The 24,416-nt window shown below is 74.5% G+C and carries 22 protein-coding genes; 15 read left to right on the top strand and 7 right to left on the bottom strand.

The annotated features are described in order from the left end of the window. Positions 1-101: 101 nt before the first annotated feature. The 4 genes from KSK32_RS28595 to KSK32_RS28580 all read left to right on the top strand — a co-directional run bounded on the left by KSK32_RS28595 (position 102) and on the right by KSK32_RS28580 (position 4,574). Positions 102-1,106: a cytochrome P450 gene (locus tag KSK32_RS28595; RefSeq protein WP_254187221.1), complete on the top strand. Its 1,005-nt coding sequence runs from the start codon at positions 102-104 to the stop codon at positions 1,104-1,106. After that, the gene (locus KSK32_RS28590; RefSeq protein ID WP_216934350.1) at positions 1,103-1,897 is read left to right on the top strand and encodes an isocitrate lyase/phosphoenolpyruvate mutase family protein; all 795 of its coding nucleotides are present in this window, start codon (positions 1,103-1,105) and stop codon (positions 1,895-1,897) included. Before KSK32_RS28595 ends, KSK32_RS28590 begins: the two co-directional genes overlap by 4 nt. Positions 1,898-1,999: 102 nt before the next feature. Continuing rightward, entirely contained in the window at positions 2,000-2,959 is a 960-nt protein-coding gene (locus tag KSK32_RS28585) for a hypothetical protein (RefSeq protein ID WP_216934348.1), read from the top strand. A gap of 4 nt (positions 2,960-2,963) precedes the next feature. Beyond that, positions 2,964-4,574 (top strand): asparagine synthetase B, encoded by a 1,611-nt coding sequence (locus KSK32_RS28580; protein WP_216934346.1) that lies wholly within the window; start codon positions 2,964-2,966, stop codon positions 4,572-4,574. A gap of 6 nt (positions 4,575-4,580) precedes the next feature. Here the strand turns inward: KSK32_RS28580 and KSK32_RS28575 are convergent, their stop codons facing one another. Continuing rightward, positions 4,581-5,456 (bottom strand): transglutaminase domain-containing protein, encoded by an 876-nt coding sequence (locus tag KSK32_RS28575; protein WP_216934344.1) that lies wholly within the window; start codon positions 5,454-5,456, stop codon positions 4,581-4,583. A gap of 120 nt (positions 5,457-5,576) precedes the next feature. Between KSK32_RS28575 and KSK32_RS28570 the strand changes: the two genes are divergently transcribed. Continuing rightward, complete coding sequence (locus KSK32_RS28570) at positions 5,577-6,050, top strand: DUF1203 domain-containing protein (protein ID WP_216934343.1); 474 nt, start codon at positions 5,577-5,579, stop codon at positions 6,048-6,050. Between the two features lie 48 nt (positions 6,051-6,098). Then, complete coding sequence (locus KSK32_RS28565; RefSeq protein ID WP_216934341.1) at positions 6,099-7,094, top strand: carcinine hydrolase/isopenicillin-N N-acyltransferase family protein; 996 nt, start codon at positions 6,099-6,101, stop codon at positions 7,092-7,094. 27 nt (positions 7,095-7,121) lie between these two features. On the opposite strand, the gene KSK32_RS28560 is transcribed toward KSK32_RS28565, so the two are convergent. Further along, entirely contained in the window at positions 7,122-7,742 is a 621-nt protein-coding gene (locus KSK32_RS28560) for an HD domain-containing protein (RefSeq protein WP_216934338.1), read from the bottom strand. 79 nt (positions 7,743-7,821) lie between these two features. Beyond that, positions 7,822-9,273 (bottom strand): LVIVD repeat-containing protein, encoded by a 1,452-nt coding sequence (locus tag KSK32_RS28555; protein ID WP_216934337.1) that lies wholly within the window; start codon positions 9,271-9,273, stop codon positions 7,822-7,824. A 139-nt stretch (positions 9,274-9,412) separates the two neighbouring features. Here KSK32_RS28555 and KSK32_RS28550 point away from each other — a divergent pair, with 139 nt between their 5' ends. Then, positions 9,413-10,111 carry a DUF305 domain-containing protein gene (locus KSK32_RS28550; RefSeq protein WP_216934335.1) on the top strand — a complete coding sequence of 233 codons (699 nt, stop codon included), beginning with the start codon at positions 9,413-9,415 and terminating at the stop codon, positions 10,109-10,111. A 103-nt stretch (positions 10,112-10,214) separates the two neighbouring features. On the opposite strand, the gene KSK32_RS28545 is transcribed toward KSK32_RS28550, so the two are convergent. Beyond that, positions 10,215-11,609, bottom strand: a complete 1,395-nt coding sequence (locus tag KSK32_RS28545) for a serine/threonine-protein kinase (protein WP_216934333.1) — start codon at positions 11,607-11,609, stop codon at positions 10,215-10,217. Between the two features lie 502 nt (positions 11,610-12,111). Here KSK32_RS28545 and KSK32_RS28540 point away from each other — a divergent pair. From KSK32_RS28540 to KSK32_RS28510, 7 genes are all read left to right on the top strand, one after another. After that, positions 12,112-12,747 (top strand): RNA polymerase sigma factor, encoded by a 636-nt coding sequence (locus KSK32_RS28540; protein WP_216934323.1) that lies wholly within the window; start codon positions 12,112-12,114, stop codon positions 12,745-12,747. A 1-nt stretch (position 12,748) separates the two neighbouring features. Beyond that, on the top strand, positions 12,749-13,516 hold the full coding sequence (locus KSK32_RS28535; RefSeq protein WP_216934321.1) for a hypothetical protein: 768 nt from the start codon (positions 12,749-12,751) through the stop codon (positions 13,514-13,516). A 156-nt stretch (positions 13,517-13,672) separates the two neighbouring features. Then, positions 13,673-14,908: an ergothioneine biosynthesis glutamate--cysteine ligase EgtA gene (gene egtA / locus KSK32_RS28530; RefSeq protein ID WP_216934319.1), complete on the top strand. Its 1,236-nt coding sequence runs from the start codon at positions 13,673-13,675 to the stop codon at positions 14,906-14,908. Beyond that, positions 14,905-16,212: an ergothioneine biosynthesis protein EgtB gene (gene egtB / locus KSK32_RS28525; protein WP_216934316.1), complete on the top strand. Its 1,308-nt coding sequence runs from the start codon at positions 14,905-14,907 to the stop codon at positions 16,210-16,212. The genes egtA and egtB overlap by 4 nt, the downstream gene beginning before the upstream one ends. A gap of 9 nt (positions 16,213-16,221) precedes the next feature. Further along, the gene (egtC, locus tag KSK32_RS28520) at positions 16,222-17,004 is read left to right on the top strand and encodes an ergothioneine biosynthesis protein EgtC (RefSeq protein ID WP_216934314.1); all 783 of its coding nucleotides are present in this window, start codon (positions 16,222-16,224) and stop codon (positions 17,002-17,004) included. Beyond that, positions 17,001-17,966, top strand: coding sequence for an L-histidine N(alpha)-methyltransferase (gene egtD, locus KSK32_RS28515; RefSeq protein ID WP_216934312.1), 966 nt, complete (start codon positions 17,001-17,003; stop codon positions 17,964-17,966). The genes egtC and egtD overlap by 4 nt, the downstream gene beginning before the upstream one ends. A 226-nt stretch (positions 17,967-18,192) precedes the next feature. Continuing rightward, positions 18,193-18,780, top strand: a complete 588-nt coding sequence (locus KSK32_RS28510; RefSeq protein ID WP_216934310.1) for a TMEM165/GDT1 family protein — start codon at positions 18,193-18,195, stop codon at positions 18,778-18,780. 54 nt (positions 18,781-18,834) lie between these two features. On the opposite strand, the gene nhaA is transcribed toward KSK32_RS28510, so the two are convergent. Next, entirely contained in the window at positions 18,835-20,136 is a 1,302-nt protein-coding gene (nhaA, locus tag KSK32_RS28505; RefSeq protein WP_216934308.1) for a Na+/H+ antiporter NhaA, read from the bottom strand. 162 nt (positions 20,137-20,298) lie between these two features. After that, positions 20,299-22,146 carry a nucleoside-diphosphate sugar epimerase/dehydratase gene (locus KSK32_RS28500; protein ID WP_216934306.1) on the bottom strand — a complete coding sequence of 616 codons (1,848 nt, stop codon included), beginning with the start codon at positions 22,144-22,146 and terminating at the stop codon, positions 20,299-20,301. A gap of 185 nt (positions 22,147-22,331) precedes the next feature. On the opposite strand from KSK32_RS28500, the gene KSK32_RS28495 reads away from it, so the two are divergent. Then, entirely contained in the window at positions 22,332-23,780 is a 1,449-nt protein-coding gene (locus KSK32_RS28495) for a polysaccharide biosynthesis tyrosine autokinase (RefSeq protein ID WP_216934304.1), read from the top strand. Here the strand turns inward: KSK32_RS28495 and KSK32_RS28490 are convergent. Then, entirely contained in the window at positions 23,761-24,342 is a 582-nt protein-coding gene (locus KSK32_RS28490) for a low molecular weight phosphatase family protein (protein WP_289256125.1), read from the bottom strand. The two genes, KSK32_RS28495 and KSK32_RS28490, sit on opposite strands and share 20 nt — an antisense overlap. Positions 24,343-24,416: the final 74 nt, after the last annotated feature.

Raw genomic sequence — 24,416 nt, 5'->3', positions numbered from 1 at the left:
CCCGCGCCCCGCGGCACCGGTCCCGCTCGCGTCGGACCGCCGGGTGTGCCCGGCCGGATCGTTCGGTCCGGACCGAACTGTCAGCGCCCTACGGTCGGGCGATGGATTCACCGACGATCACGGCTGCTCCGGGCACACCGCCCTGCGGGCCGCCGACCTCGGGCGACGGCGGCTGGGTGGTCACCCGGTACGCGGACGTCGTCTCCGTCCTGACCGATCCCCGCTGCGTGGTGCCGCCCGCCGAGGAAGGGCCGGAGAGCGGCCTGGCGTGGCTGCGTGCCTCGGTGAGCCGGTTCAGTCCGCCGGACCGGCATGCCGCGCGGCGAGCCGTCGGAGTGGCGGCGCTCGACGCGCTCGACTCACGGGAACTGCGCGTGGCCGCGGAACGGCTGACCGGGCGGATCCTCGACCGCGCCGCGACCGGGGAGAACGGCGGTGACCGGGTGGACGTGACCGGTGACCTAGCTCGGCGCGTACCCCTCGTGGTGCTGGCGGAACGGCTCGGCCTGACCGACCCGGTGGCGGCCGTCGCGGAGGTGACGGCGGTGGCCGCCGCCTACCACCCGGGCGCGGGCCCGGCGGCGATCCGGCGGGCGGACCGGGCGGTGGCGGCGCTGCTGGCCATGTCGCCGCCCGCTCCGGCCGAGGTGACCGCGAACCGGCTCGGGCTCCTGGTGCAGGCCGCCGACGGCACCGCCGGGCTGATCGTGGCCGCCGTCCGTCACGGGCTCGCCGCGCCGGACGGGCTCGGCACCGACGCGTTGCTCGCCGAGGTGCTGCGCCTCGATCCGCCGGTGCGGGTCACCCGCCGGGTCGCCGCCGACCCGCTGAGCCTGGGCGGCCAGGCGGTGCGCGCGGGGGAGCGGCTGCTACTGCGGTTCGACGCCGCCAACCGCGACCCGGCGGCCTTCCTGAAGCCGGACCGCTTCCGCGCCGGGCGGGTGCGTGCCGCGCTGACGTTCGGTGTCGGTCCCCGCGGCTGCCCCGGGCGGCGGTACGCGCTCGCCTTGGCCGCCGGTGTGGTCGGCGTCCTGCGCCGCCGCTGCCGTTCCCCCGGCCCGATCCCTGATGCCCCGACGACCCGGCTCGAGGTGATCCTGCAATGACCGACCGGTACCGCGCGTTCGGGGAGCTGCACCGGCCCGGCGACCCGATGCTGCTGCCGAACGCCTGGGACCACGCCTCCGCCGCGGCGCTCGCCGCCCGAGGATTCCCGGCGATCGGCACGACCAGCCTGGGCGTGGCGGCGGCCGCCGGCCGGCCGGACGCGGTCCGCGCCACCCGCGCCGAGACGCTGGACCTGGCGTACCGGCTGCGGGGTCTGCCCGCTCTGCTGACGGTGGACATCGAGGACGGCTTCCACGACGACCCGGCGGAGGTGGCGCGCTACGTCGGCGAGCTGGCCGCGCTCGGTGTGGTCGGCGTGAACCTGGAGGACGGCCGGCCGGACGGGCGTCTGGCCCCGGCGGAGCACGTCGCCGCCGTGGTCGCGGCGGTCCGCGCCGCGGTACCGCAGATCTTCGTCAACGCCCGTACCGACGCCTGGTGGCTGGGGGTGCCGTCGCCGCTGGACGAGGCGCTGCGGCGGGCGGCGCTGTTCCGGGCCGCGGGCGCCGACGGGCTGTTCGTGCCGGGCGCACCGGACGACCTGGTCGGCGTGCTCGCCGCCGGGGCGGGGTTGCCGCTCAACGTGCTGTACCGGCCGGGCGGCCCGGATCTGGCCGCCCTCGGACGGCTCGGGGTGGCCCGGGTCAGCACCGGCTCGCTGCTGTTCCGGGCGGCCCTCGGAGCGGCGCTGCACCTTACCGACGCGATCGGCGCCGGGCGCGACGCGGGCCTGCCGGCAGCGCCCGGGTACGAGGAGGTGCAGGCGCTGACTTCTCCGTCCGCCACCTGATCGGGCATATCGGGGGAGATGGGGCGATTGCCGACGTCACGGCTCATTACGGTGTGGCCAGGCCCAATCACGCCGTGTCCTGACCGAGAGGGGACGGAGACCATGCGAGTGCCCAGCCGCAGCCCCGGTCGCCAGCCCGGTCCCGCCGTCACGTCCACCGCTCCCGCCCGGCGGATGCCCGCCGCCGGCCGCCGTGTCGGCGCCGAGCCGGACCTGTCCGCGTACCGGGCGGCGGTGGCGGAACTCCTGGTCGAGGTGGGCGCGCTCGCCGACGCGCCGTCGGTCACCGCCCGCCAGGTGCTGCTCGACCAGCGGCTGCGCGAACCGGCCATCGCCGCGGTCCTCGACGCCACGCCGCAGGGCCTGATCGGCGCCCGGGAGACGCTGCTGCTGGAGATGGCCCGCTACCAGCCGAGCGCGCGCAGCTCGGCGCAGGACCTCACCGCGCTGGTCCGGATCTACCTGCTCTCCCGCGTCGACGTGCTCTGGTGGCGGGACAGCCCGACGTTCCTCACCGACGACCAGGTACGCGCCAGCACCGAACTGGTCGACCTGGAGTGGCTGCGCCGCCGCGGCCTGATCGAGTTCCGCTACCAGGAACAGCCCGCCACAGTGGTGGGACGCGGACTCCGGGCGGTGCGGCGACGACTGCGCCCGGACGCCACGCCGCGTACCGCCGGGCTGCTGTTCCGCCGTGCCCGCCGCGAGATGATCGCGTTCCTCAACGACCTGGCCCGGGAGTTCACCGCCGTCGCGCCGGACGGCACGCCGCCGCTCTGGGTGACCAGCCTGGCCCGCAGCGCCGAGCACCAGCACCGGCTGCGCCGCCTCGGGTACGCCGCGATGGTGCCCAGCGGGCACTGCCTCGGCTGGGCCGCCGACGTCGAACTGGAGTGGTACGACCGCTTCGGCGCCCGCCCCGCGCTCGCCGGGCTGCTGCTGGCCCGCCAGGACGCCGGCGAGGTGAACGTGGTCGACGAGGGCCAGGTCTGGCACGTGTGCCTCGCCCCGGCCGCCCGCCGCCGGTACCGGCGGGCGTACGAGGCCGAGATGGGGGTGTGACCCGGTGTGCGGCATCGCGCTGAGCATCGGCCCCGACGCGGATCCGGCCACGTTCCGGCGGATGCTCGCCGCGCTCGCGCCGCGCGGTGAGGTCACCGAGACCCGGCAGGAGCACGGGCTCCTGGCCGGCGTACGGCGGCTGAAGATCGTGGACCGGGAACGCTCCGTCCAGCCGTGGATGTCGCCGGACGAGCGGCACCTGCTCTGCTTCAACGGCGAGATCTTCAACCACCACGAGCTGCGCGCCGAGCTGACCCGGCTGGGGCACCGGTTCCGCACCACGGGCGACACCGAGGTGGTGCTCGCAGCGTTCCGCCGGTGGGGCGGGAACGCGGTCCGGCGGCTGCGCGGCGAGTACGCGTTCGTGATCGTCGAACGCGACACCGGCCGGGCGTACCTGGCCCGCGACCCGCTCGGCGTCAAGCCGCTGTACTGGTCCCGCCTGCCCGGCTGCCTGCACCTCGCCTCCGAGGTCAAGGCGCTGGTCGGGCACGGCGCGCCGATCAGCGAGGTGGCGCCCGGGCACCACGGCTGGGTCGAGCCCGGCGGCCCGGTCCGGCTCGGCCCGCACGTCGACCTGCTCACCCTCGGCGACGGCCTGCCGGTGATCGACGACCCGGACGAGGCGGCGCTGCTGGTCCGCGTCGCGCTCACCGACGCCATGCGCGCCCGGCTGGACACCGACCTCACCGTCGGCGTGGTGCTCTCCGGCGGCCTGGACAGCTCACTGGCGCTGCTGCACGCCCGGGAACTGCACCCGGACTGCGTGGCGGTCACCGTCGGCGTGCCGGAGAGCCCGGACGTCGCGTACGCCCGGCGGCTCGCCGCCGACCTCGGCGTCCCGCACGAGGTGATCGAGCTGCGGCCGCGCGACATCCGCCTCGCCGACGTGCGCGAGGCGATCCGGATCTCCGAGCTGACCGAGTACGGCGACATCATCAACGCGGTCGTCTCGGTGCCGATCTTCCGGCGGCTGCGCGAGATGGGCGTCCGGGTGGTGCTCACCGGCGACGGCTCGGACGAGCTGTTCGGCGGGTACCCGATGTATCACCGGGTCGGGCCGGAGCGGTCCCGCCGGCTGTTCCTGCACAAGATCCGCAACCTGTGCCGGACCGAGCTGCAACGGGTGGACCGGGCCAGCATGGCGCACGGCGTCGAGGCCCGGGTGCCGTTCCTCGACCTCAGCGTCGTCGAACTGGCCATGCGGCTGCCGCTGGACGTGAAGCTGCGCGACGGGCAGGAGAAGTGGATCGTCCGGCGGGCCTTCGCCGACGTGCTGCCCACCTACGTCCGGCAGCGGCCGAAGAACCCGATGTCGTACTCGTCCGGGCTGCACGAGCGGGCCCGCCTCTACAAACCGCTGTTCGCCCGGCTGCACCGGTCCTTCGGCTACGACCTGCTGGACCCGGTCCGCCGAGACTTCGACAGCGTGCTCACCCGGTGCGGCAACGACCTCGACCGGGCCATCGCCGACGGCATGGCGCGGCCCGACTACACGGTGCTGGAACACGCCCGGGACCTGGTCGGCGCGGCCCGCTGGAACGCCGCCCCGATGGTCCGCCGGCTGGTCAACCCGCGCCGCACCCGAGGCGACGAGGCCCCCCTGCCCGGGTGAGCCCGGTCAGCGTCGCAGATCCACGTCGGCGGCCACCCCGGAGACCGGGTCCACGCAGTGCACGGTCGGACCCGGACGCAACCGGTCGTCCGAGGCGTACCGCCGGGCCAGCTTCCGCTCGGCGGCGGCGTCATCCCGGTCGGCGGCCACCAGCAGCGAGGCGATCTCGTCGACGAGCCCGAGGTCGGCGCCGGTCAGATCCTCGGTCATCGCCCCGAAGCCGTCCCAGAGCAGCACCTCGTCCTTCTGCCGATGGGCCAGCTCCAGCAGCACGTAGTCGTGGATGAACCAGTCGCCCCGGAACGGCAGCGACGGGTCCACGCCGTACGTGTCCGGATCTATCCGCCCCGCCCGGTGAGCCAGCCACACCCGCGCCGCCGACTCGAAGTGCCCCGCCTCCGGGTCGATGTCGTAGCCGTCGAACGGCCGGTCGCCGGCCGGGTCCAGCTCCGGATCGGACCACACCCAGCGCTCACCGTCCCACCACTCAGCCAGTACGTGGTCGTGATGCCAGCCGGGGACGAAGTAGCTCGCGAACCCGACCCGGCTGCGGGCCGGCACACCCCGCTGGCGCAGCGCCGCGACGGTGAGCAGCGTGTGGTCCCGGCAGCAACCGGCGACCCGCTCGGCGGCCGGGCGTTCGGCGGTCAGCGGCAGCGGGAACCGGGACTGGTCGGCGTCGAGGATGCGGTCCAGCCAGCGCAGGTTCACCTCGGCCCGGTGGGCGTCCGGCAGCTCGACGCCACCGGCCCGGTAGTGGACGATCACGTTGCGGGCGGTCGCCGCGACGGTGGGCAGGCCGGGCGGAACGGCGTCGAGCAGCGCCGCGTGGTGGCGGGGATCGCTGTACGGGGAGTGGGTCCGGTAGTCGTCGACGTCCATCCGGCCATTGTCGGCGCCGGATGCGGCCCGCGGGTGCCCGCTCGGCGCGCAATGTCGGCGTCCGAACGCCGGGTCCGATCGCCGCCGGCGTCGCGGTCCGGGCCGCGCCAGGCTGGGAGCGTGACGACCACCCGTACCGCGTTCCGGATCCACCCGCTGCCCGCCGGGACGCTCGCCGAGCTGCGACGCACCGGCCGCGACGGCACCGGGCAGCCGCCCGAGCACCGGCGCGCCACCGGCGGCGAGCCGCTGCGCTGCTGCCTGCGCGACGCCCGGCCGGACGAGGCGCTGCTGCTGTTCGGGTACGCCCCGCCGCTGCCGCCGGGTCCGTACCGCGAGGTGGGACCGGTGTTCGCGCACGCCGCCGGCTGTGCCGGCCCGGACGACGTGACGGCGTACCCGGCACAGTGGCGCGGACGGGAGCAGGTGCTGCGCGCGTACGACAGCCGGGGCCGCATCGTGGGCGGACGGCGACACGACGGCGGCGACCCGGAGGCGGTGATCGCGGAGCTGTTCGCCGATCCGGCGGTGGACCTGCTGCACAGCCGCAACGTGGTGTACGGCTGCTGGATGTTCGCAGTCGTGCGGAGCTGACCGGGCCCCGGATGGACATCGGCGGGCGCCTCTTCTAGCGTCGCTGTCATGCGGAGGATCCTCATCGCCGGCGGGCTCGCGCTGCTCCTGCTCGGCACGGCCTGCGGGGAGAGCAGCCGGTCCGGCCCGCCGGCCGCGGCCGGCTCACCGACCGCGTCGCGGCAGGACGCCGGGCAGGTCGAGCGGACCCTGGCCAGCCTCCGCAAGATCGACGACCTGCCGATGTACGAGATGACGTACGACGGCGACTACGACCCGACCGCCGGGCTGGCCGGGTCGACGCCGCCGAGCCCGTTCGGCTGCTCGCTGTTCGCCGCCCTCGGTGACCGGGACCGGCCGCTGTTCGCCCGCAACTTCGACTGGGAGCCGAACCCCGCGCTGGTGCTGCGCACCGACCCGCCGGACGGGTACGCCTCGATCTCGCTGGTCGACATCTCCTACCTGGGCGTGTCCGCCGACCCGGCGGGGGACCGGCGGCTGCTGGACGCGCCACTGCTGCCGTTCGACGGCATGAACGAGCGGGGCCTCGCGGTCGGGCTGGCCGCCGACGACCGGGCACGGGCCGAGCCCGTGCCCGGGCTGCCGGCGGTGGGGTCGGTGCGCATCCTGCGCCTGGTGCTCGACTCGGCCGCCACGGTGGACGAGGCGGTCGCCGTGTTCCGGCGCTACAACCTCGACTTCGACGGCGGGCCGCCGCTGCACTACCTGCTCGCCGACGCGACAGGCGTCTCGGCGGTGGTGGGGTTCGTCGACGGGAAGCTCACCGTGGACCGGCGGCAGGGCCCGTGGCAGGCGCTGACCAACGTGCCGGCGGCGGGAGTGCCGGACCGGGAACTGCGCCGGGACCACAGGTACGGGGTGCTGGCGAAGGAACTCGACCGCACCGGCGGGGTGGCCGACGCAGCCGGGGCGCTGCGGCTGCTGAACGCGGTACGCCAGTCGCACACCCGCTGGTCGGTGACCTACGGGCTGCGCAGCGGCGAGGTGCGGGTGGTGACGGCGGGCGGCGGCTCCCGCGACTACCGGCTGCCGATGAGCGACTGACCACGGCCGCGCCGGCGCCGTGCCCTCTCAGACGATCGGTTGCCGGTACTTTTCGGCGAGCGTGGGCAGGTCCGGCTCGCCGAAGCGCGCGACGAGTGCCGCGAACCGGTCGGCCTTGTCCGCGCCGAAGCGCCGCACGGCGACCGCGTAGGAGGCGGCGGAGACGAACGCCGGTGGCGTGGTCTTGCTGTGGAACTTGTCGGCGTACATCACGAGGTGTTCCTCGGCGCTGACGGCCGTGTAGTCGGCGGCCGGAATCGGCAGGCCCTGCCGGCGCACGTCCGCCGGGGTGATCCCGACGCCGGTGTGACGGGAGCAGAACCGGGCGATCACCTCGGGCAGCCCCGAATCCCGTGCCAGCGCGTGGCCCAGCACGCCGTGCCGCACGTAGTTCCGCTCGTCGAGCCGCCCGGCCGCGTCGTAGAGGCGGTAGACCCCGATGTCGTGCAGCAGGCTGCCGGCCCGCACGAGGGCTGCGTCCGCGTCCGCGCCGCTGCGGTCGAGCAGCTGTTCGGCGATGTCGCACACGATCCGGCAGTGCGTCCAGACGAGACGCAACGCCTCCCGGGACGGCGCGAGCCGTTCGTGCAGGGCCCGGATCCGGGCGTCGCTCGGCACCGTCGTCCGGTCGTCGATCGTCCCTGGCACGTGTCCGTTCCCGTCCCGGGACCGCACCGGGCCCGGCGTCCCCGCGAGGGGAACGCCTGGCCCGGCGACGGTCAACGGTTCACCAGCTCAGGTAACCGGCCTGCGTCTGCACGTTCAGTTCGGGCACCAGCAGGAACTTCGCCAGCCAGGTACGCGGGTCACGCAGCTCCAGCACGTCCAGTCCCTTCTGGATGTCACTGGAGTAGATGTGGCCGTTGTACCAGTAGGCCGACCAGGACCCGCCGGTACGCAGCTGCGAGGCGTCCAGCGGCCCCCGCTCCCAGTAGGCGATCTCCTTGGGCTTGCGCGAGTCGGTGAAGTCCCACACCGAGATGCCGCCCTGATACCAGGCCTGGACCATGATGTCGCGGCCGGGCACCGGGATCAGCGAGCCGTTGTGGGCCACGCAATTCTCGGTGTCCGCGTTGGCGCGCGGGATCTTGTAGTAGCTGCGGAACTCCATCTTGCGGGCGCCACCGCGGCCGGTGATGTCGTAGATGGCGTCCGCGCCGCGGTTCGGACCGACCACCTCGTTGCAGGTGGCTGCGCCGCCGCCGCCCAGCTCGTCGGTGAAGACGACCTTGGTGCCGGCGTTGTTGAACGTGGCCGAGTGCCAGAACGCGAAGTTCTCCGCGTCGGTGACCCGCTCGATGACCCGGGGCGCCTCTCGGTCGGAGATGTCGAACAGGACGCCGTCACCCATGCAGGCGCCGGCGGCGATGTCCTTCGACGGGTACGCGGTGATGTCGTGGCAGCCGGTGGTGGCCGACGACTGGCCCGGGACGCCCGGGTAGCCGCCGTCCGGGAAGAGGTTCGGCGTGGCCACCACGGAGGCCGTGGTGGGGTTCTTCACCGGCACCTTGACGATGGAGATGGAGTCGTGCGGCGGCTGGCAGTCCGGGAACTCGGCCCGCGGGCTGTACGAGGAGACGTACAGGTAGACGTTCCGCCTGTCCTTGCCGGGCACCAGGGTGTGGGTGTGCGAGCCGCACGCCGTCTCCACCGACTTGATGTAGCGCGGGTTGCGCTTGTCCCGGATGTCGAAGATCTTGATGCCCTCCCAGGACTCCTTCACCGTCGCCGACTGGCTGGTGCTGGCGCAGGAGTCGTCGTTGCGGGAGGAGTCGGTCGACAGGAACAGCAGGTTCCCGTGGACCGAGATGTCGTTCTGCGAGCCGGGGCAGAGCACCTGGGACACGATCGTCGGGCGGCTGGGGCGGGCGATGTCGTAGACGACGAACCCGTCGTAGTTGCCGACGAACGCGTACCGCCCCTGGAAGGCGATGTCGGTGCCGAAGGCGGCCGAGGTGTCGAACGGCGCCTGCTTCGGCAGGTTGGCCACCTGGCGCAGGTTGGGGCTGCTGGAGATCTCGTCGACACCGGGGACGGCGCTGTCCACGGTGGCCGACGCGGCCTGGGCGCGGGGGATCTCCTGGGCGCTGCTCGGGGGCGCGGTGAACACGCCGGCGAGCAGCAGGCCGGCGGCGGCCAGGCTGACGATCCGGATGCGGGACGTGCGGATGTTGATCATCGGCAACACCCTTCGAAAGGGGGTCATGCTTTCGCCACACCTTACCGAAGGCAGACGGTCATCAATGTGACCTGGGTCACACTGGGGAACTTTCGTCTATGGATAGGATCGCTGTCACCTTGACCGGAGGAGGCGTCGTATGGCCGGCCGGCGGGCACGCGTGTGGGTGGGCGTCACAGCGCTGGTGACCCTCGTCGTGGTCGGCGCGATCGCGCTGACCGGGCGCGAGGAGGCCCGTACCCCGGAGGCGGCCGGAACCGTCGCGGCGGCCGAGCCGAGCGCGAGCGCCGCCGACCCGGCGCCGCCGGTGGTGGTCCCGGGACGCCCGGGGGAGCCCGCCGCGACCCGCCCCGCCGAGCAGGTCCGGGGTGCCACCATGCCGCGGTGGAACAGCCTCGACGTCTGGTACGTCCGGATGATGATCCCGCACCACGAGCAGGCCCTGGAGATGGCCGCCCTCGCGCCGGAGCGCGCCGCCGACGCGCGGGTCCGCGCCGTGGCCGAGCGGATCCGCGCCGCGCAGGGTCCGGAGGTCGGCCTGCTGCGCGCCTGGCTCAGCAACCGCGACCTGCCCGCCGACGTGCCGGGGCACGACCACGCCACCATGCGCGGGATGCAGTCCGCCGAGGCGATGCGGCGGCTGGCGGACGCGCGCGGAGCGGCGTTCGACAGGCTGTTCGTGCAGATGATGTCCGACCACCACCGGGGCGCGATCGTCATGTCCACCGACCTGCTGAAGGTCGGCGTCGACCAGCCGATGCAGGAGTTCGCCACCGCGGTGGCGGTCGAGCAGGGCGCCGAGATCACCCGCATGCAGGCCCTCCTGACCACCCCCTGACCTCATGCCCTTCCCGGCCCACCCGACGATCATGGGGTTGGCGGCGACAGAACGGGCGGCAGCTGCGTCAACGTCATGATCGCCGAGGGCGGAGGTGGTGCGGTCAGAGCTGTGCGGCGGGTTCCCCGCCGGTGTCACCGCCGCCGCCGGTTCCGGGGTCGGGGTCGGCGGTGGTCGGATCCGGCGCCGGTGGCGTGGTCGGATCCGTCGTCGGCGGCGTGCTGGGCGGCGTGCTGGTCGGCTCGTCCGTCGGGGCCGGCTCGTCCGATGGGCTCGGCTGGGCAGCCGACGGGGTCGGGGAGGAGCTCGGCGTCACCGAGGGCGTGGCCGACGGCCGGCTGCCCGGGCCGGGCGGGCGGTAGGTGTACTCGTCGTCCGCCGACGGCTCGTCGGCGACCGGCTCGGCGGCCTGGTCGCTCGGCACCACCACGGGCGCCGTCTTGTCGATCTTCGTGGCCGGTTCGGCCGTGTCGTTCGCGGCGGCCACCAGCGCGCCCAGCGCGCCCATCGCCACCAGCACCGCGCCGAGCGCCCCGACGAGCGTGCCGCGCCGGCCCCGGCGCCGCGACGTCGCGACCGCGGCACCCGGGCGGACCGCCGGCTGGTCGTCCCGGGACCGCCCCGGACCCGCCGCGCCGCGCAACGACACCGTCGCGGTCGGCGAGTCGGTACGCGCGGCCCGGGCCGCGTCGGCCATCGCCGCCGCGTTGGGGTAGCGATCGGCCGGATCCTTGGCCAGCGCCCGGGACACCAGCTCACGCACCGACGCCGGGATCTCCGCCGGCAGCTCCGGCGGCTCGTCGTCGAGATGGCGGACGGCCACCTGGAGCGGATTGTCGCCGGTGAACGGCGGGCTGCCGGTGAGGCAGCAGTACGCGACGGCACCGAGCGCGTACACGTCGGTGGCGCCCGAGACGGGCCGGCCGGCGGCCTGCTCCGGCGCCATGTAGAGGGCGGTGCCGGGAACCGCGTTCGTGCTGGTGATGCTCGTGACGTTGGTCGAGCGGGCGACCCCGAAGTCGACCAGGACCACGGTGCCGTCGTCCTGCACGAGCAGGTTGCTCGGCTTCACGTCCCGGTGGACGATGCCCCGGCCGTGTGCCGCGTGCAGCGCCTGCGCCACCTGGGCCACGATCGACATGGTCTCGGCGACCTCGAGGCTCCCGGCGTCCTCGATCCGCCGCGACAGCGGCTCACCGGCGACGAACTCCATCACGAGGTAGTCGGCCCGGCCGCCGCCGGGCAGGTCGTCCTCGCCGCAGTCGAAGACCTGGACCACGCCGGGGTGGCGCAGCGAGGCCATGATCCGCGCCTCGGCGCGGAACCGGGCGATGAAGTCGGGGTCGGACACCAGGGCCGGAAGGAGCACCTTCACCGCGACCGGACGACCGAGGACCAGGTCCGTGGCACGCCAGACGTCGCCCATGCCGCCGGTGGCGACACGGTCATCCAGGCGGTACCGACCGCTGAGTACGACGTCTGAGGACAGCACCCCCATACCGTACCCACAGCGGGCGCGAAGTATTTCCCGCGAAGTCCGCGTCCGGCCCGGCCGGACCGTTCGGACGGGTGTCCGGCAGCCGGGGCGCCGATCGGCTGATCGTGATCGACCCGGTACGATCGGCCAGAAAGTGACGCGCCTCAGCGCTCCCCGGTCCGCCGTGCCGGCGTCATCCGGCCTCGGAGGGCGTCGCGCCCGGCATCGGCGTTACCCCGACACGCCGATGCCGGAGCTAGACATTTCTCTCAGTTTCTCCGGCCCTCGACGGCTTGCCGACCCGTCCCGCCCGTCCCGGTGTCGGCCCGGCTCCCGGCCGCCGCCGGACGTCGGTACGGTATGTCCCGCCGACGCCCGTTGCCGCGCGGCAAGTGTCCATGGCGCACCGCACCCTCGTGCGCGTGCCTGATCAGCTCACGGGGGGCCGAGTGCGGATGGCGGTGTGGTCACCGGCTCCGGTCGACGCCCCGCGCGGGGCCGGCACGCGGGTGGGACGGCGAGCGTGACGGCCGAGCTGAACGAGGCGGTCGCCGGGGCGCAGGCGGGCGACGAGGAGGCGTTCCGGTTCCTCTACCGCAGCCTGCAGCCCGCCCTGCTGCGTTACCTGACCGCCCTCGTCGGCGCCGACGCCGAGGACGTGGCCTCGGAGGCGTGGCTCCAGATCTCGCGCGACCTGCCGTCGTTCACCGGTGGCGAGTTCCGCGCCTGGGCGGTCACGATCGCCCGCAACCGGGCCATGGACCACCTGCGTCGGCAGCGGCGGCGTCCCTCGGTGCCGGTGCCCGTGCAGGCGCTCAACGACCTGGCCGCAGACGTGGACACCGCCGACCGCGCCGGTGAGGCCATCGCCACCGAGAGCGCGCTGGCGCTGATCCGTACGCTGCCGCCGGCCGAGGCGGAGGCGGTGATGTTGCGGGCCGTCATCGGCCTGGACGCGGAGACCGCCGGGCGGGTGCTGGGCCGGCGGGCCGGCGCGGTGCGGACCGCCGCGCACCGGGGCCTGCGCCGGCTCGCCGCGATGCTGGAGCGCTCGGCGGCGCAGGCCGCGCCGGACGACACCGGGGACGCCGTCGCGCCGCGTCCCCGAATCGAGCGCCAGGTGCCGCACGCGCCCGAGGCCGAGCCGGCGGAGGGCTGACGTGAGGGGAGACGACGGCATGCACGCTCGCCGGTCCGGCGGGCCCGCCGACCGGGCGGAATCCGACCGCCTGCTCGGCGCCGCGCGCGCCGGCACGCCGCCGGAGGCCGACGCCGACCCGCTGACCCGGCTGCTGTCCGCCGCCGCCGGACCGGCGGCCCCCGGCGAGGTCGCCGGGGAGGAACGGGCGCTCGCCGCCTTCCGGGCGGCCCGCGCGGCGGCCGGGACGGCCCCGGCGGCGGTGGCCGCGCCGCGCCCGCGCCGGCGCCTGCGGATCGCCGCCGCGCTGTCCGGGCTGGCCGCCACGGCGGTCGCCGGGGTGGCGTTCGCCGCCGTGCGCCTGGACCACCACCGGCCCGAGCCGGTGGTCCCGCCGGCGACGACGGCCGGACCGACCGGCACCGGTCCCGGCGTCACCGGCCCGTCGCGGCCGGCGCCGAGCACCCCCGCCGGTGACGCGTCCGGCGCGGCGTCGCCACCGGCGCCGACGCCGTCCGGGACGCCGAGCGCCACGGCCCGGCCACCCGCACCACCGGCCGGCGACGGCCGGATGGCCGGCCACTGCCGCGCCTATCTGGCCAAGTCGGAGCGGCAGCGGGAGAAGGCGCTCACCAAGCCGGGCTTCGCCGACCTGGTGGCCGCCGCGGGCGGCCCCGAGCAGGTGGAGAGCTACTGCCGGAACCTGGTGGGCGAGTCGGCGGAGGACTCGGACGACGACTCGGACGACGACGACTCGCCCGAGCGTCCGGGCCCGCGGACGGACGACTGAACGGCCACGGCGCAATCAGATTCCGGACAAAAATTCATCTCTCCGGGCAAGCGGATGTCGTCTGCTAGACAGAGGATGGTGGGGCGGCGTCCCGTGCCGTCCCGGCCGGACGCGTCGCGACGACGTCGTCGCCCATCGCCGAGGAGGAGCCGTCCCATGGTGATGTCACCCGATCTGGACCGGGCAGTCGTCCTGGGGGACGAGGAGGCGGCCCGGGGCCACCTCGCCCGGATCTGCTTCAAGACCGGCCCACCCGCACTCGTCGGCGTCGAACTGGAATGGACCGTGCACGACGCCGCGGACCCGGCCCGGCCGGTCGACCGCGAGCGACTACGCGAGGCGCTGGGGCGGCACAGCCCCGTGACCCTCGACCCCACCAGCCCGGCCGACGAGCTCCGGCGCGGCGGCGCCGTGACCGTGGAGCCCGGCGGGCAGGTGGAGATCTCCGCGACACCGCGATCGTCGGTCGCCGCGCTCATCCTGGCCACCGAGGCCGACGTCGCCGAGCTGCGGGCCCGGCTGGACGCCGCCGGCCTGGCGCTCGGCCGCAGCGGCATCGACCCCTGGCGCCTTCCCCGGCCCGTCGTGGAGACCCCGCGCTACCGGGCCATGCGGTGCGCCTTCGACCGGCGCGGCCCGGCGGGACGGGCCATGATGTACAGCACCGCCGGCCTCCAGGTCTGCCTCGACGCGGGCGAGCCGGACCACGTGGCGCAGCGGTGGACCGCCGCGCACGCCGTCGGCCCGCCGCTGCTCGCCGCCTTCGCCACCGCCGACCGGCACGCCGGGCGCCGCACCGGATGGGCGTCCGCCCGGATGGCCACCTGGCTGGCGATCGATCCGGCCCGGACCCGTCCGGTCTGGTCGCCCGAACGCGCCGGCGAGGACCCGGTGGCGGCCTGGACCGGGTACGCGCTCGCCGCGCCGCTGCTCTGCGTACGCGGCGACGGCCCGGACTGGACCGCACCGCCCGGCGTCACGTTCGCCGACTGGCTGGCCGGGGCGCTTCCCCGCCCGCCCACCACCGACGACCTGGAATACCACCTCAGCACGCTGTTCCCGCCGGTGCGCCCCCGTGGCTACCTGGAGCTGCGCTACCTGGACACCCAGCCCGGCCCGGCGTGGACCGTGCCGCTGGCGGTGCTGACGGCGCTCTTCGCCGACCCGGCCACCACCCGGGACGCACTGGCGGCGGCCGCTCCGGTCGCCGGCCGGTGGCGCGCGGCGGCCCGGTGCGGGCTGGCCGAGCGTCCGCTGGCCACCGCCGCGGCGGCGCTGTTCGACCTGGCCCTGGCCGCACTTCCCCGGCTCGACCTGCCGGCCGGCATCCACGACGACACCCAGCGAGCGATCCGGCGGCGCCGCGACGCCGCGGAGAGGGGACACCGGTGACCACCACCGAGCGACTACGCGACCGGATCGCCGCCGAACTGGAGCGGACCCGGGCCCGTACCGTGTCGCTGACCGACGCGGTGGACGACGACGACCTGGTCCGGCAGCACTCCACGCTGATGTCGCCGCTGGTCTGGGACCTGGCGCACGTCGGCAACCAGGAGGAGCTGTGGCTGGTCCGCGACGTCGGGGGCCGCGACCCGGTGCGCCACGACATCGACGACCTCTACGACGCGTTCAAGCAACCCCGTAAGGACCGGCCGGCGCTGCCGCTGCTGCCGCCGGCCGAGGCCCGCGCCTACGTGCGCACGGTGCGGGACAAGGTGTTCGACCTGCTCGACGGCATCCGCTTCACCGAGCGTGCCCTGGTCGCCGACGGGTTCGCGTTCGGCATGATCGTGCAGCACGAGCAGCAGCACGACGAGACCATGCTGGCCACGCACCAGCTGCGCGCCGGCGCCCCGGTGCTGGACGCGCCGCCCCCGCCGGAGCCCCGGGCCCGGGCCGGCGGGGAGGTGCGGGTGCCGGCCGGGCCGTTCACCATGGGCACCTCCACCGACCCGTGGGCGCTGGACAACGAGCGCCCGGCCCACACCGTCGACCTGCCCGCGTTCTTCATCGACGCCGCGCCGGTGACGAACGGGCAGTACCGGGCGTTCATCGCCGACGGCGGGTACGACGAGCCGCGCTGGTGGAGCGAGGCCGGCTGGCGGCACCGGGTCGAGGCGGACCTGAGCGCGCCGATGCACTGGCGGCGCGACGGGGACGGCTGGGCGTACCGCCGGTTCGGCCGCTGGTCGCCGGTGCGCGACGACGAGCCGGTGGTGCACGTCTGCTGGTACGAGGCGCAGGCGTACGCGGCGTGGGCCGGCAAGCGGCTGCCGACGGAGGCGGAGTGGGAGAAGGCGGCCCGCTGGGATCCGGCGACCGGCCGGTCCCGGCGCTACCCGTGGGGCGACGAGGACCCGGCCGGCGAGCACGCCAACCTGGGCCAGCGGCACCTGTGGCCGGCGCCGGTCGGCGCGTACCCGGCCGGCGCCTCGCCGCTGGGCGTGCACCAGCTCGTCGGCGACGTGTGGGAGTGGACCTCCTCGACGTTCCGGGGCCACCCGGGGTTCACCGCGTTCCCCTACCGGGAGTACTCGGAGGTCTTCTTCGGCGACGACCACCGGGTGCTGCGGGGCGGTTCGTTCGGCACCGACCGGTCCGCCTGCCGGGGCACGTTCCGCAACTGGGACTACCCGATCCGGCGGCAGATCTTCAGCGGGTTCCGCTGCGCCCGTGACGCCGGACCGGGGGAGTGAGCCGGCCCGATGTGCCGTCACCTCGCGTACCTCGGTCCACCCGTGCTCCTGTCCAGTCTGCTGTCCGACCCGCCGTACGGGCTGCTGCGGCAGTCGTGGGCGCCGCGTGACATGCGCGGCGGCGGCACGATAAACGCCGACGGTTTCGGCGTCGCCTGGTACGCCGGCGACGGCGACCCGGTCCGCTACCGGCGGGCCCAGCCGATGTGGAGCGACACCACGCTGCCGGACCTGGCCGCCGTGACGCGGGTGCGGGCGGTGCTGGCCGCGGTCCGCTCCGCCACCGTCGGCATGCCGCTGCACGAGACCGCAGCGGCGCCGTTCGCCGAGGGGCGGTGGCTGTTCAGCCACAACGGCGTGGTGAAGGGCTGGCCGGACAGCCTGGTCCCGCTCGCCGCCGGCCTGCCCGTCCGCGACCTGATCACCCTCGACGTGCCCACCGACTCGGCGTTGCTGTGGGCGCTGGTCCGGCACCGGCTGCGGGCCGGCGCGCCGCCCGGCGAGGCGGTGGCGGACACGGTCGCGGCGGTCGCCGCCGCCGCTCCCGGCTCGCGGCTGAACCTGCTGCTCACCGACGGTACGACGGTGGTGGCGAGCACGGACGGGCACGCGCTGTCGGTGCGCCGCGGCCCGGACTCGGTGCTGCTGGCGTCCGAACCGTTCGACGACGACCCGGCCTGGCGGGCCGTACCGGACGGCCGGCTCGTGGTGGCGACCACGGGCGGGCTCGACGTGCGGGACACGACCGCCGCCCGACGATCCGTACCCACCGCAAGAGAGGACACTCGATGAGCGCGGAGCCGCTGGAGATCCATCTGGAGCAGCAGAACCTCGACCGTGGTTTGCGGGAGGACGTGCGGGTCGGGCTGGCCGCGACGCCGAAGTGGCTGCCGCCGAAGTGGTTCTACGACGCCCGGGGCAGCGAGCTGTTCGAGGAGATTACCCGCCTGCCGGAGTACTACCCGACCCGGGCCGAACGGGCGGTGCTGGCCGCGCACGCCGACGACGTCGTCACCATGACCGGCGCGAAGACGCTGATCGAGCTGGGTTCGGGCTCGTCGGAGAAGACCCGGCTGCTGCTCGACGCGTTCACCCGCCACGGCGACCTGGGCACGTTCGTGCCGCTGGACGTCTCGGTGAGCGCGTTGCGGTCGTCCACCGAGCAGATCGCCGCCGCGTACCCGGGGCTGCGGGTCCGGGGGATCGTCGGCGACTTCACCCGGCACCTGGACCGGTTGCCCACCGGCGGCCGGCGTCTGGTGGCGTTCCTCGGCGGCACGATCGGCAACCTGCTGCCGGTGGAACGGGCCGAGTTCCTCACCTCGATGCGCGCGGCGCTGGAGACCGGCGACTGGCTGCTGGTCGGCACCGACCTGGTCAAGGACCCGGGCGTGATCGTCCCCGCGTACGACGACCCGGCGGGCGTGACGGCCGAGTTCAACCGCAACGTGCTGCGGGTGATCAACCGCGAGTTGGGCGCGGACTTCGACGTCGACGCGTTCCGGCACGTGGCGGTCTGGGATCCCGAGCGGGAGTGGATCGAGATGCGGTTGCGCGCCGGGCACCCGACCCGGGTGCGGATCCTGGACACCGACGTGGCGTTCGCCGCGGGCGAGGAGCTGCGGACCGAGGTGTCGGCGAAGTTCCGGCCGGAGGGGATCGCCGCCGAGCTGACCGCCGCCGGATTCGACCGGCGGGCGTTCTGGACCGACCCGGACGGGCTGTTCGGGGTGAGCCTGGCGCGGGCCGACTGAGGGCCGCCGTGGCCCGCCCACACCCGGTGACCGGGCCGGCCGGTGATCGGCTAGGCTGGCGGCGCGAAGGGGAGTAGCCCCCAATGTCGTGGTCGACACACTGGTGCGTTCCGCATCCGGCCACGCGGCCCCGATCTCCGGGGCGGGCGAGACCTTCGACTCAGGCTGTCGCAGCCGGGTCGAGGGCGCCCCCGTTCCTCCTCCCGGCTTGATCGGGAAGGTTCACATGGAGGGTTTCCTCGTCGCGCTGGTGGTCAGCTTCGGCGTCATCTTCGTCGCCGAGCTTGGCGACAAGTCCCAGCTCATGGCTCTGACGTTCGCCACGCGGTTCAAGCCGGTGCCGGTGCTCATCGGCATCACGATCGCCACCGCCGTCGTCCACCTGGCCTCGGTGGCCATCGGGTACGGCCTGAACGCCGCCCTGCCCACCGAGTGGATCTCGCTGATCGCCGGTCTGGCGTTCCTCGGCTTCGGCGCGTGGACGCTGCGCGGTGACAAGCTGACCGAGGAGGAGAAGCGCAAGGCCGAGCGCGGCGGCCGGTCCGCCGTCATCGCCGTGGGTGTGGCGTTCTTCCTGGCCGAGCTGGGCGACAAGACCATGCTCGCCACCATCACGCTGGCCACCAAGTACGGCTGGTTCGGCACCTGGCTCGGGTCGACGCTCGGCATGGTGGCCGCGGACGCGCTGGCGATCCTGGTGGGCCGGATGCTCGGCCGGCACCTGCCGGAGCGGACCATCCGCTACGGCGCGGCGGTGCTGTTCGCCGTCTGCGGTCTCTGGCTGATCTTCGAGGCGGTCACCGAGCTGACCTGACGGGCCCGTGCGGGCCGCCGTCCCGCGACGGGGCGGCGGCCCGCGCCGTCTCGGTCAGGCCGTGTCGCCCTGGTAGACGTCCGGGACGCCGTCACCGTCGGCGTCCCGGCTCTCCCGCTCGCTGATCCGGCGGTAGACCCGGTTACGGCGGATCAACACCACAGAGGCGAGCAGGGCGGAGATCAACGAGCCGAGCAGCACCGCCACCTTGACGCCGTCCTCCTCCGGGCTCCCGGCGCCGAACGCCAGCTCGCCGATGAGCAGCGACACGGTGAAGCCGATGCCGGCCAGCAGCGCCAGCCCGAGCAGGTCGGCCCAGGTGATCTCCTCGTCCAGCTCGGCCCGGGTGAACCGGGCGAGCAGGTACGCCGACCCGAACACGCCGATCACCTTGCCGAGCACCAGCCCGGCGGCCACCGCGAGCACCACCGGGTTGGTCAGCACGCCGCCCACGTCCACGCCGACCAGGGTCACCCCGGCGGCGAAGAAGGCGAAGACCGGCACGGCCAGACCCGCGGAGACGGGCCGCCAGCGGTGCTCCAGCCGCTCGGCGAGGCCGGGCGCGCCGTCGCGTCCGCGCAGCACCGGCACGGTGAAGCCGAGCAGCACGCCCGCAACCGTGGCGTGCACACCGGAGGCGTGCACCAGCACCCAGGCGGTCACCGCCAGCGGGATCAGCGCCCACCACCAGGTCCGCCGGCGCTGCACGAGCAGCCCGAACACGGCGATCGGCAGCAGCGCGGCGAGCAGCGGCAGCGGCTGGAACCCGTCGGTGTAGAAGACCGCGATGATGGTGATCGCGAAGAGGTCGTCGACCACCGCGAGGGTGAGCAGGAAGGCGCGCAGCCCCTGTGGCAGGTGGGAGCCGATGACGGCGAGCACGGCGAGCGCGAAGGCGATGTCGGTGGCGGTGGGGATGGCCCATCCGCGCAGGCCGGAGCCGCCGGCGCTGAGCGTGATCGCCAGGTAGACCAACGCCGGGACGATCATGCCGCCGAGCGCGGCCACCACCGGCAACGCGGCCCGCCGGGGGTCGCGCAGGTCACCGGCGACGAACTCGCGCTTGAGTTCCAGGCCGACCACGAAGAAGAAGATCGCCAGCAGCCCGTCGGCGGCCCAGGTGCGCAGGTCGAGGTCCAGGTGCAGCCCGGCGCCGCCGGGCCACGGCACCCAGTGGCTCAGTTCGGCGTACGCGGCGCGCCACGGCGAGTTGGCCCAGATCAGGGCGAGCACCGCGCCGAGCAGCAGCAGGCCGCCGCCGACCGTCTCGGTGCGTAGCACGTCCGCCAGGAAGCGAGCCTCCGGCCAGGAGCGGCGGGACAGCAGGCGGGACCGGTGCGGGGTGTGCTGGGGCATGCGGCGTCCGTTCGGAAGCTGGGGTCGGCGAAGCCATCGCCGACCAGGCTTCCCGGCACACCGGGATCAACCCTATCGGGTGCCGCCACCGGCGGCGAGCCGAGCCGGCCGATGGGACGCCCGTCTCACCACCGGGGGCGGGGCGTCCCGTCGGCCGGCGGGTCAGCGTTGTCCGGGCAGGGCCGGCAGGGACACCCCGGCCGGGTCGCAGAACGCCGCCATCCGCTTGATCAGCTCGTCCGGGTCGGCGTACGGGTCGAGCCCGCGCACCTCGTCCGGGTCCAGTTCCGGCACCGGGACGTGGGAGATCAGCGGGTGCAGCGGCCGGGTGTCGACCTCGTCGGCGCCGAACAGGTGCTCGTGCAGCTTCTCGCCCGGGCGCAGACCGGTGAAGACGATCTCGGTCGGGCGGTCCGCCTCGGCGGCGAGCCGGCGTGCCACGTCGGCGATCCGGACCGGCTCGCCCATGTCGAGCACCAGCGCCTCGCCGCCCCGGCCGATCGTCGCGGCCTGGAGCACCAGGTGCACCGCCTCCTGCACGGTCATGAAGTACCGCGTCACGTCGGGGTGGGTGACGGTGATCGGCACCCCGGCCCGGATCTGCGCCTGGAACGCGGTGAGCACCGAGCCGCGGCTGCTGAGCACGTTGCCGAACCGGACGCTGAGAAACCGGCCGTCGAGCCGCTGCGCGTGGTACGCCGTGAGCCGCTCGGTGATCCGCTTGGAGTAGCCGAGGACGCTCGCCGGGTTGGCCGCCTTGTCGGTGGAGATGTTCACGAACTCGGCGACGTCCCGGCACGCCTCCAGCACGTTCAGCGTACCCAGGATGTTGGTCTTGATCGCCTCCCCGGGGTGGCGCTGGAGCAGCGTGAGGTGCTTGAGCGCCGCGGCGTGGAACACCACGTCGGGCTGCCGGTCGGCGATCACCCGGGCGATGCCCTCGGCGTCGCGGATGTCGGCCAGGATCAGTTCCGGCCCGTCCAGCAGCGCGCGCCCGTGCAGGGACATCTGCAGGGCGTGCAGCGCGGACTCGTCCCGGTCGAGCATCATCAGCTCGTCCGGCTCGCAGCGGGCGATCTGCCGGCACAGTTCCGAGCCGATCGAGCCGCCGGCGCCGGTGACGAGCACCCGGCGCCCGGCCAGCCCGCCGCGCTCGACGCTCAGCTCGGCCACCCGGTGCGCGCGGCCCAGGAGGTCGGTGAGCTGGAGGTCGCGTACGTCGGTGGCGGCCACCGGACGGTCGAGGATCTCGCGAACCGGCGGCAGGACCTTGAACGCCGCCCCGGCCTCCAGCGTGCGGGTGCGTACGTCGCGCAGCAGCTGCGGGTCGGAGCCGCTCATCGAGAAGATGACGGTGCTCGCCCGGGTGGCCCGGACGGCGACGTCGATCTGCTCCCGGCCGCCGAGCACGCGCAGCCGCTCCAGCCGCAGGCCGCGGCTGCCGGGTGCGTCGTCGAGCAGACCCACCGGCCGGTAGCTGCTTTCCGGGTCGTGCAGCAGCGCCCGGACGAGCCGCTCGCTCGCCCCGTCCACCCCGTAGATCAGGCAGCGCTCGGCGTGTCGCGCGGCGGGCGGGCGGCGGTCGGCGTGGGCCCGCCAGAGTCCCCGGGCGGTCGCCATCACCACGAGCGCCACCGCGCCGCCGACGAGCGGCGTGCTGGCCGGTACCGGGTGCTGCGCCCAGGGCAGCAGGGCGACGAAACCGACGGCCGCGACGAGCGCGACGGTGGTGGCCAGACCCTGCGCGTCGCCGGCGCTGCCGATCGGATACCGGCCGTGGACCCGGGACCGCAGCAGCGTGAGCGCGGCGTACAGCGCGGCGCAGGCCAGCGCCATGCCGAGCGTACGGGCGCTGGCGGCGGCGGTGAGGCCGAACTCGTACCGCGTCCAGGCGGCGCCGAGAAAACCTCCGCACCACGCGGCCGTGTCCAGCGTTAACAGGGAAAGGGTGGCGGCGCGGTGGGTGATCCGGCCGGGAGGTCGAACGGCTGTGATCGCGTCACGATCCATGGGCTGCCCTCTGTGTCCTATCCGTATTGAAAGGATTAGACCGTCTGTGCCTGTTCGGTCGTTTACTGTCGTCCAGTCACGTAACGTCGTGAATAGGCGATTCGATCCTGGCACGGCAACTGGGGTTTTTAGGGGGCTTTCGTGCAGTTTCATCGGCAGACCGGCGTGTCGCGAGGGGGAGCGTGATGGACGTTCTCGGCTACCTGCGCCTGGTCCGACGCCACTGGTGGATCGTGCTGGTGACGGTGATGCTCGGCCTGGGCGCCGCCGCGCTGGTGACGGTCCGGACGGCGCCTCGGTACGAGGCCTCGGTGACCTTCTTCGTCACCACGCCCAGCCAGGGGGTCACCGACGCCTACCAGGGCGGCCTCTTCCTCCAGCAGCGGGTGAAGTCCTACGGTGACCTGCTCACCAGCGACCGGCTGGCGCAGAGCGTGGTCGCCGACGCGCCGCTCGGCCTCACCGCCGACCAGGTCCGCAGCCGGATCCGGACCACCGCCACGACCGGCACGGTCCTGCTCCGGGCGACGATCACCGACACCGACCAGACCCGGGCGCTGAAGACCACCGAGACGCTCGCGACCAAGTTCACCGAGCTGGTGCGCAAGGTCGAGACGCCGCCGGACGGCAACGCCCCGCCCATCAAGATCGAGGTGGTCAGCGGTCCCCGGGTCACCTCCGCCCCGGTCTCCCCGCAGCCCACCCGCAACCTGGTCCTGGGCGGCCTGCTCGGCCTGCTGCTCGGCGTCGGCCTGGCCGTGCTGCGCGGCGTGGCCGACGTCCGGATGCGCGACGGCGCCGGTCTGCAACGGGTGACCGGCAGTCCGCTGCTCGGCGAGATCCCGTACGAGACCGGCGCCCGGTCGGCGCCGCTGATCGTCGGCGACGCGGCCAACTCCGCCCGGGCCGAGGCGGTCCGCAAGCTGCGCACCAACCTGCGCTTCGTGGACGTGCACGAGCCGGCCCGGGTCATCGCCGTCACCAGCGCGTTGCAGGGCGAGGGCAAGACCACGATGGCCTGCAACACCGCCATCGCGCTGGCCGAGGCGGGCTGGCGGGTGCTGCTGATCGACGCCGACCTGCGCCGCCCGAAGGTCGCCGACTACCTCGGGCTCGACGGCGGCGTCGGCCTCACCGACGTGCTGGTCGGCGACGTCCAGGTCGGTGACGTGGTGCAGCGCTGGGGGGAGAAGTCCCTGCTGGTGCTGCCCAGCGGCGCCACCCCGCCCAACCCGAGCGAGCTGCTCGGCTCCAAGTCCATGGCGGACCTGCTGGTCGCGCTGCGGGACTCGGCGGACATCGTGGTCATCGACACCGCACCGCTGCTGGCGGTCACCGACGGCGTGGTGGTGGCCGTGCAGGCCGACGGCGCGCTCCTGGTCACCCAGCAGGGGCGTACCTCCCGCAGCCAGGTCGCGGCGGCGGCGCACGCGCTCAGCTCGGTCTCGGTGCGCCTGCTCGGCTGCGTGCTCAACATGGCCAAGGTGGCCAAGTCGGACGCCTACCAGTACGAGGCGTACAAGGTGGTCGTGCCGCCGGCGGCGCCGTCCGTGCCGGCCGACCGGGCCGGCACCCGGCGGGGCGCGAAGGCCGTGGGCGACCGGACGCAGGAACTCACCCGGCTGTCGCGATGAGCGCGAGCACGGGCCGGATCGACCGCTCGATCTCCTCGGCGCAGCGCCGGAAGTCGGCCGGCGAGCCGCCGATCGGATCGCGCAGGTCCTCCGCGTCGGGGGCGGCGGGTTGCAGCCGCCCCCGCGCGCGGACCGCGGCCGACACCGCCGCCCGCAACGGCGTGCCCGCGTCGGCCTCCGCCTCGGCGGGTCGGGCGGCGGCGGCCAGCCGGGCGAACTGCCGCAGCGTGAACGTCCGGGTCAGTGCGGCCGGCGCCAGCGCGGTGCAGGCCGAGCGTTGCCGGCGGGTCGCGGTCAGCACCAGCGCCGCCCCGGTCAGGTGCTCCGGGCGCAGCCGGCGGGTGCGGAAGGCCGCCGGGTCCGCGCCGGTGGCCGCGGTCACCTCGACCGCGTACGGGTGCATGGCTGCCCCGTCGATCGCGTCGGTACCCGCGCTGGCCACGGCCAGCGGCAGGCCGGTCAGCATCCGGCGGGCGATGAACTCCGCCATCGGTGACCGGCACATGTTCGCGTGGCAGACGAAGAGCACCTCGTCGACCATCTGCACCCCTCTCGTCGGCACGGTCGCGACGGAGGGTGCCGCGACGGCGTTCTTCCGGCGGTCGCGGCCGGACGCAGAGGGGATGCGGGAATGGT

The sequence above is a fragment of the Micromonospora sp. WMMB482 genome (assembly GCF_019038635.1).
Lineage (GTDB): Bacteria > Actinomycetota > Actinomycetes > Mycobacteriales > Micromonosporaceae > Micromonospora > Micromonospora marina.
Note: the sequence above shows the minus strand (reverse complement) of the source record. Positions and strands in the feature narration are given on the sequence as shown.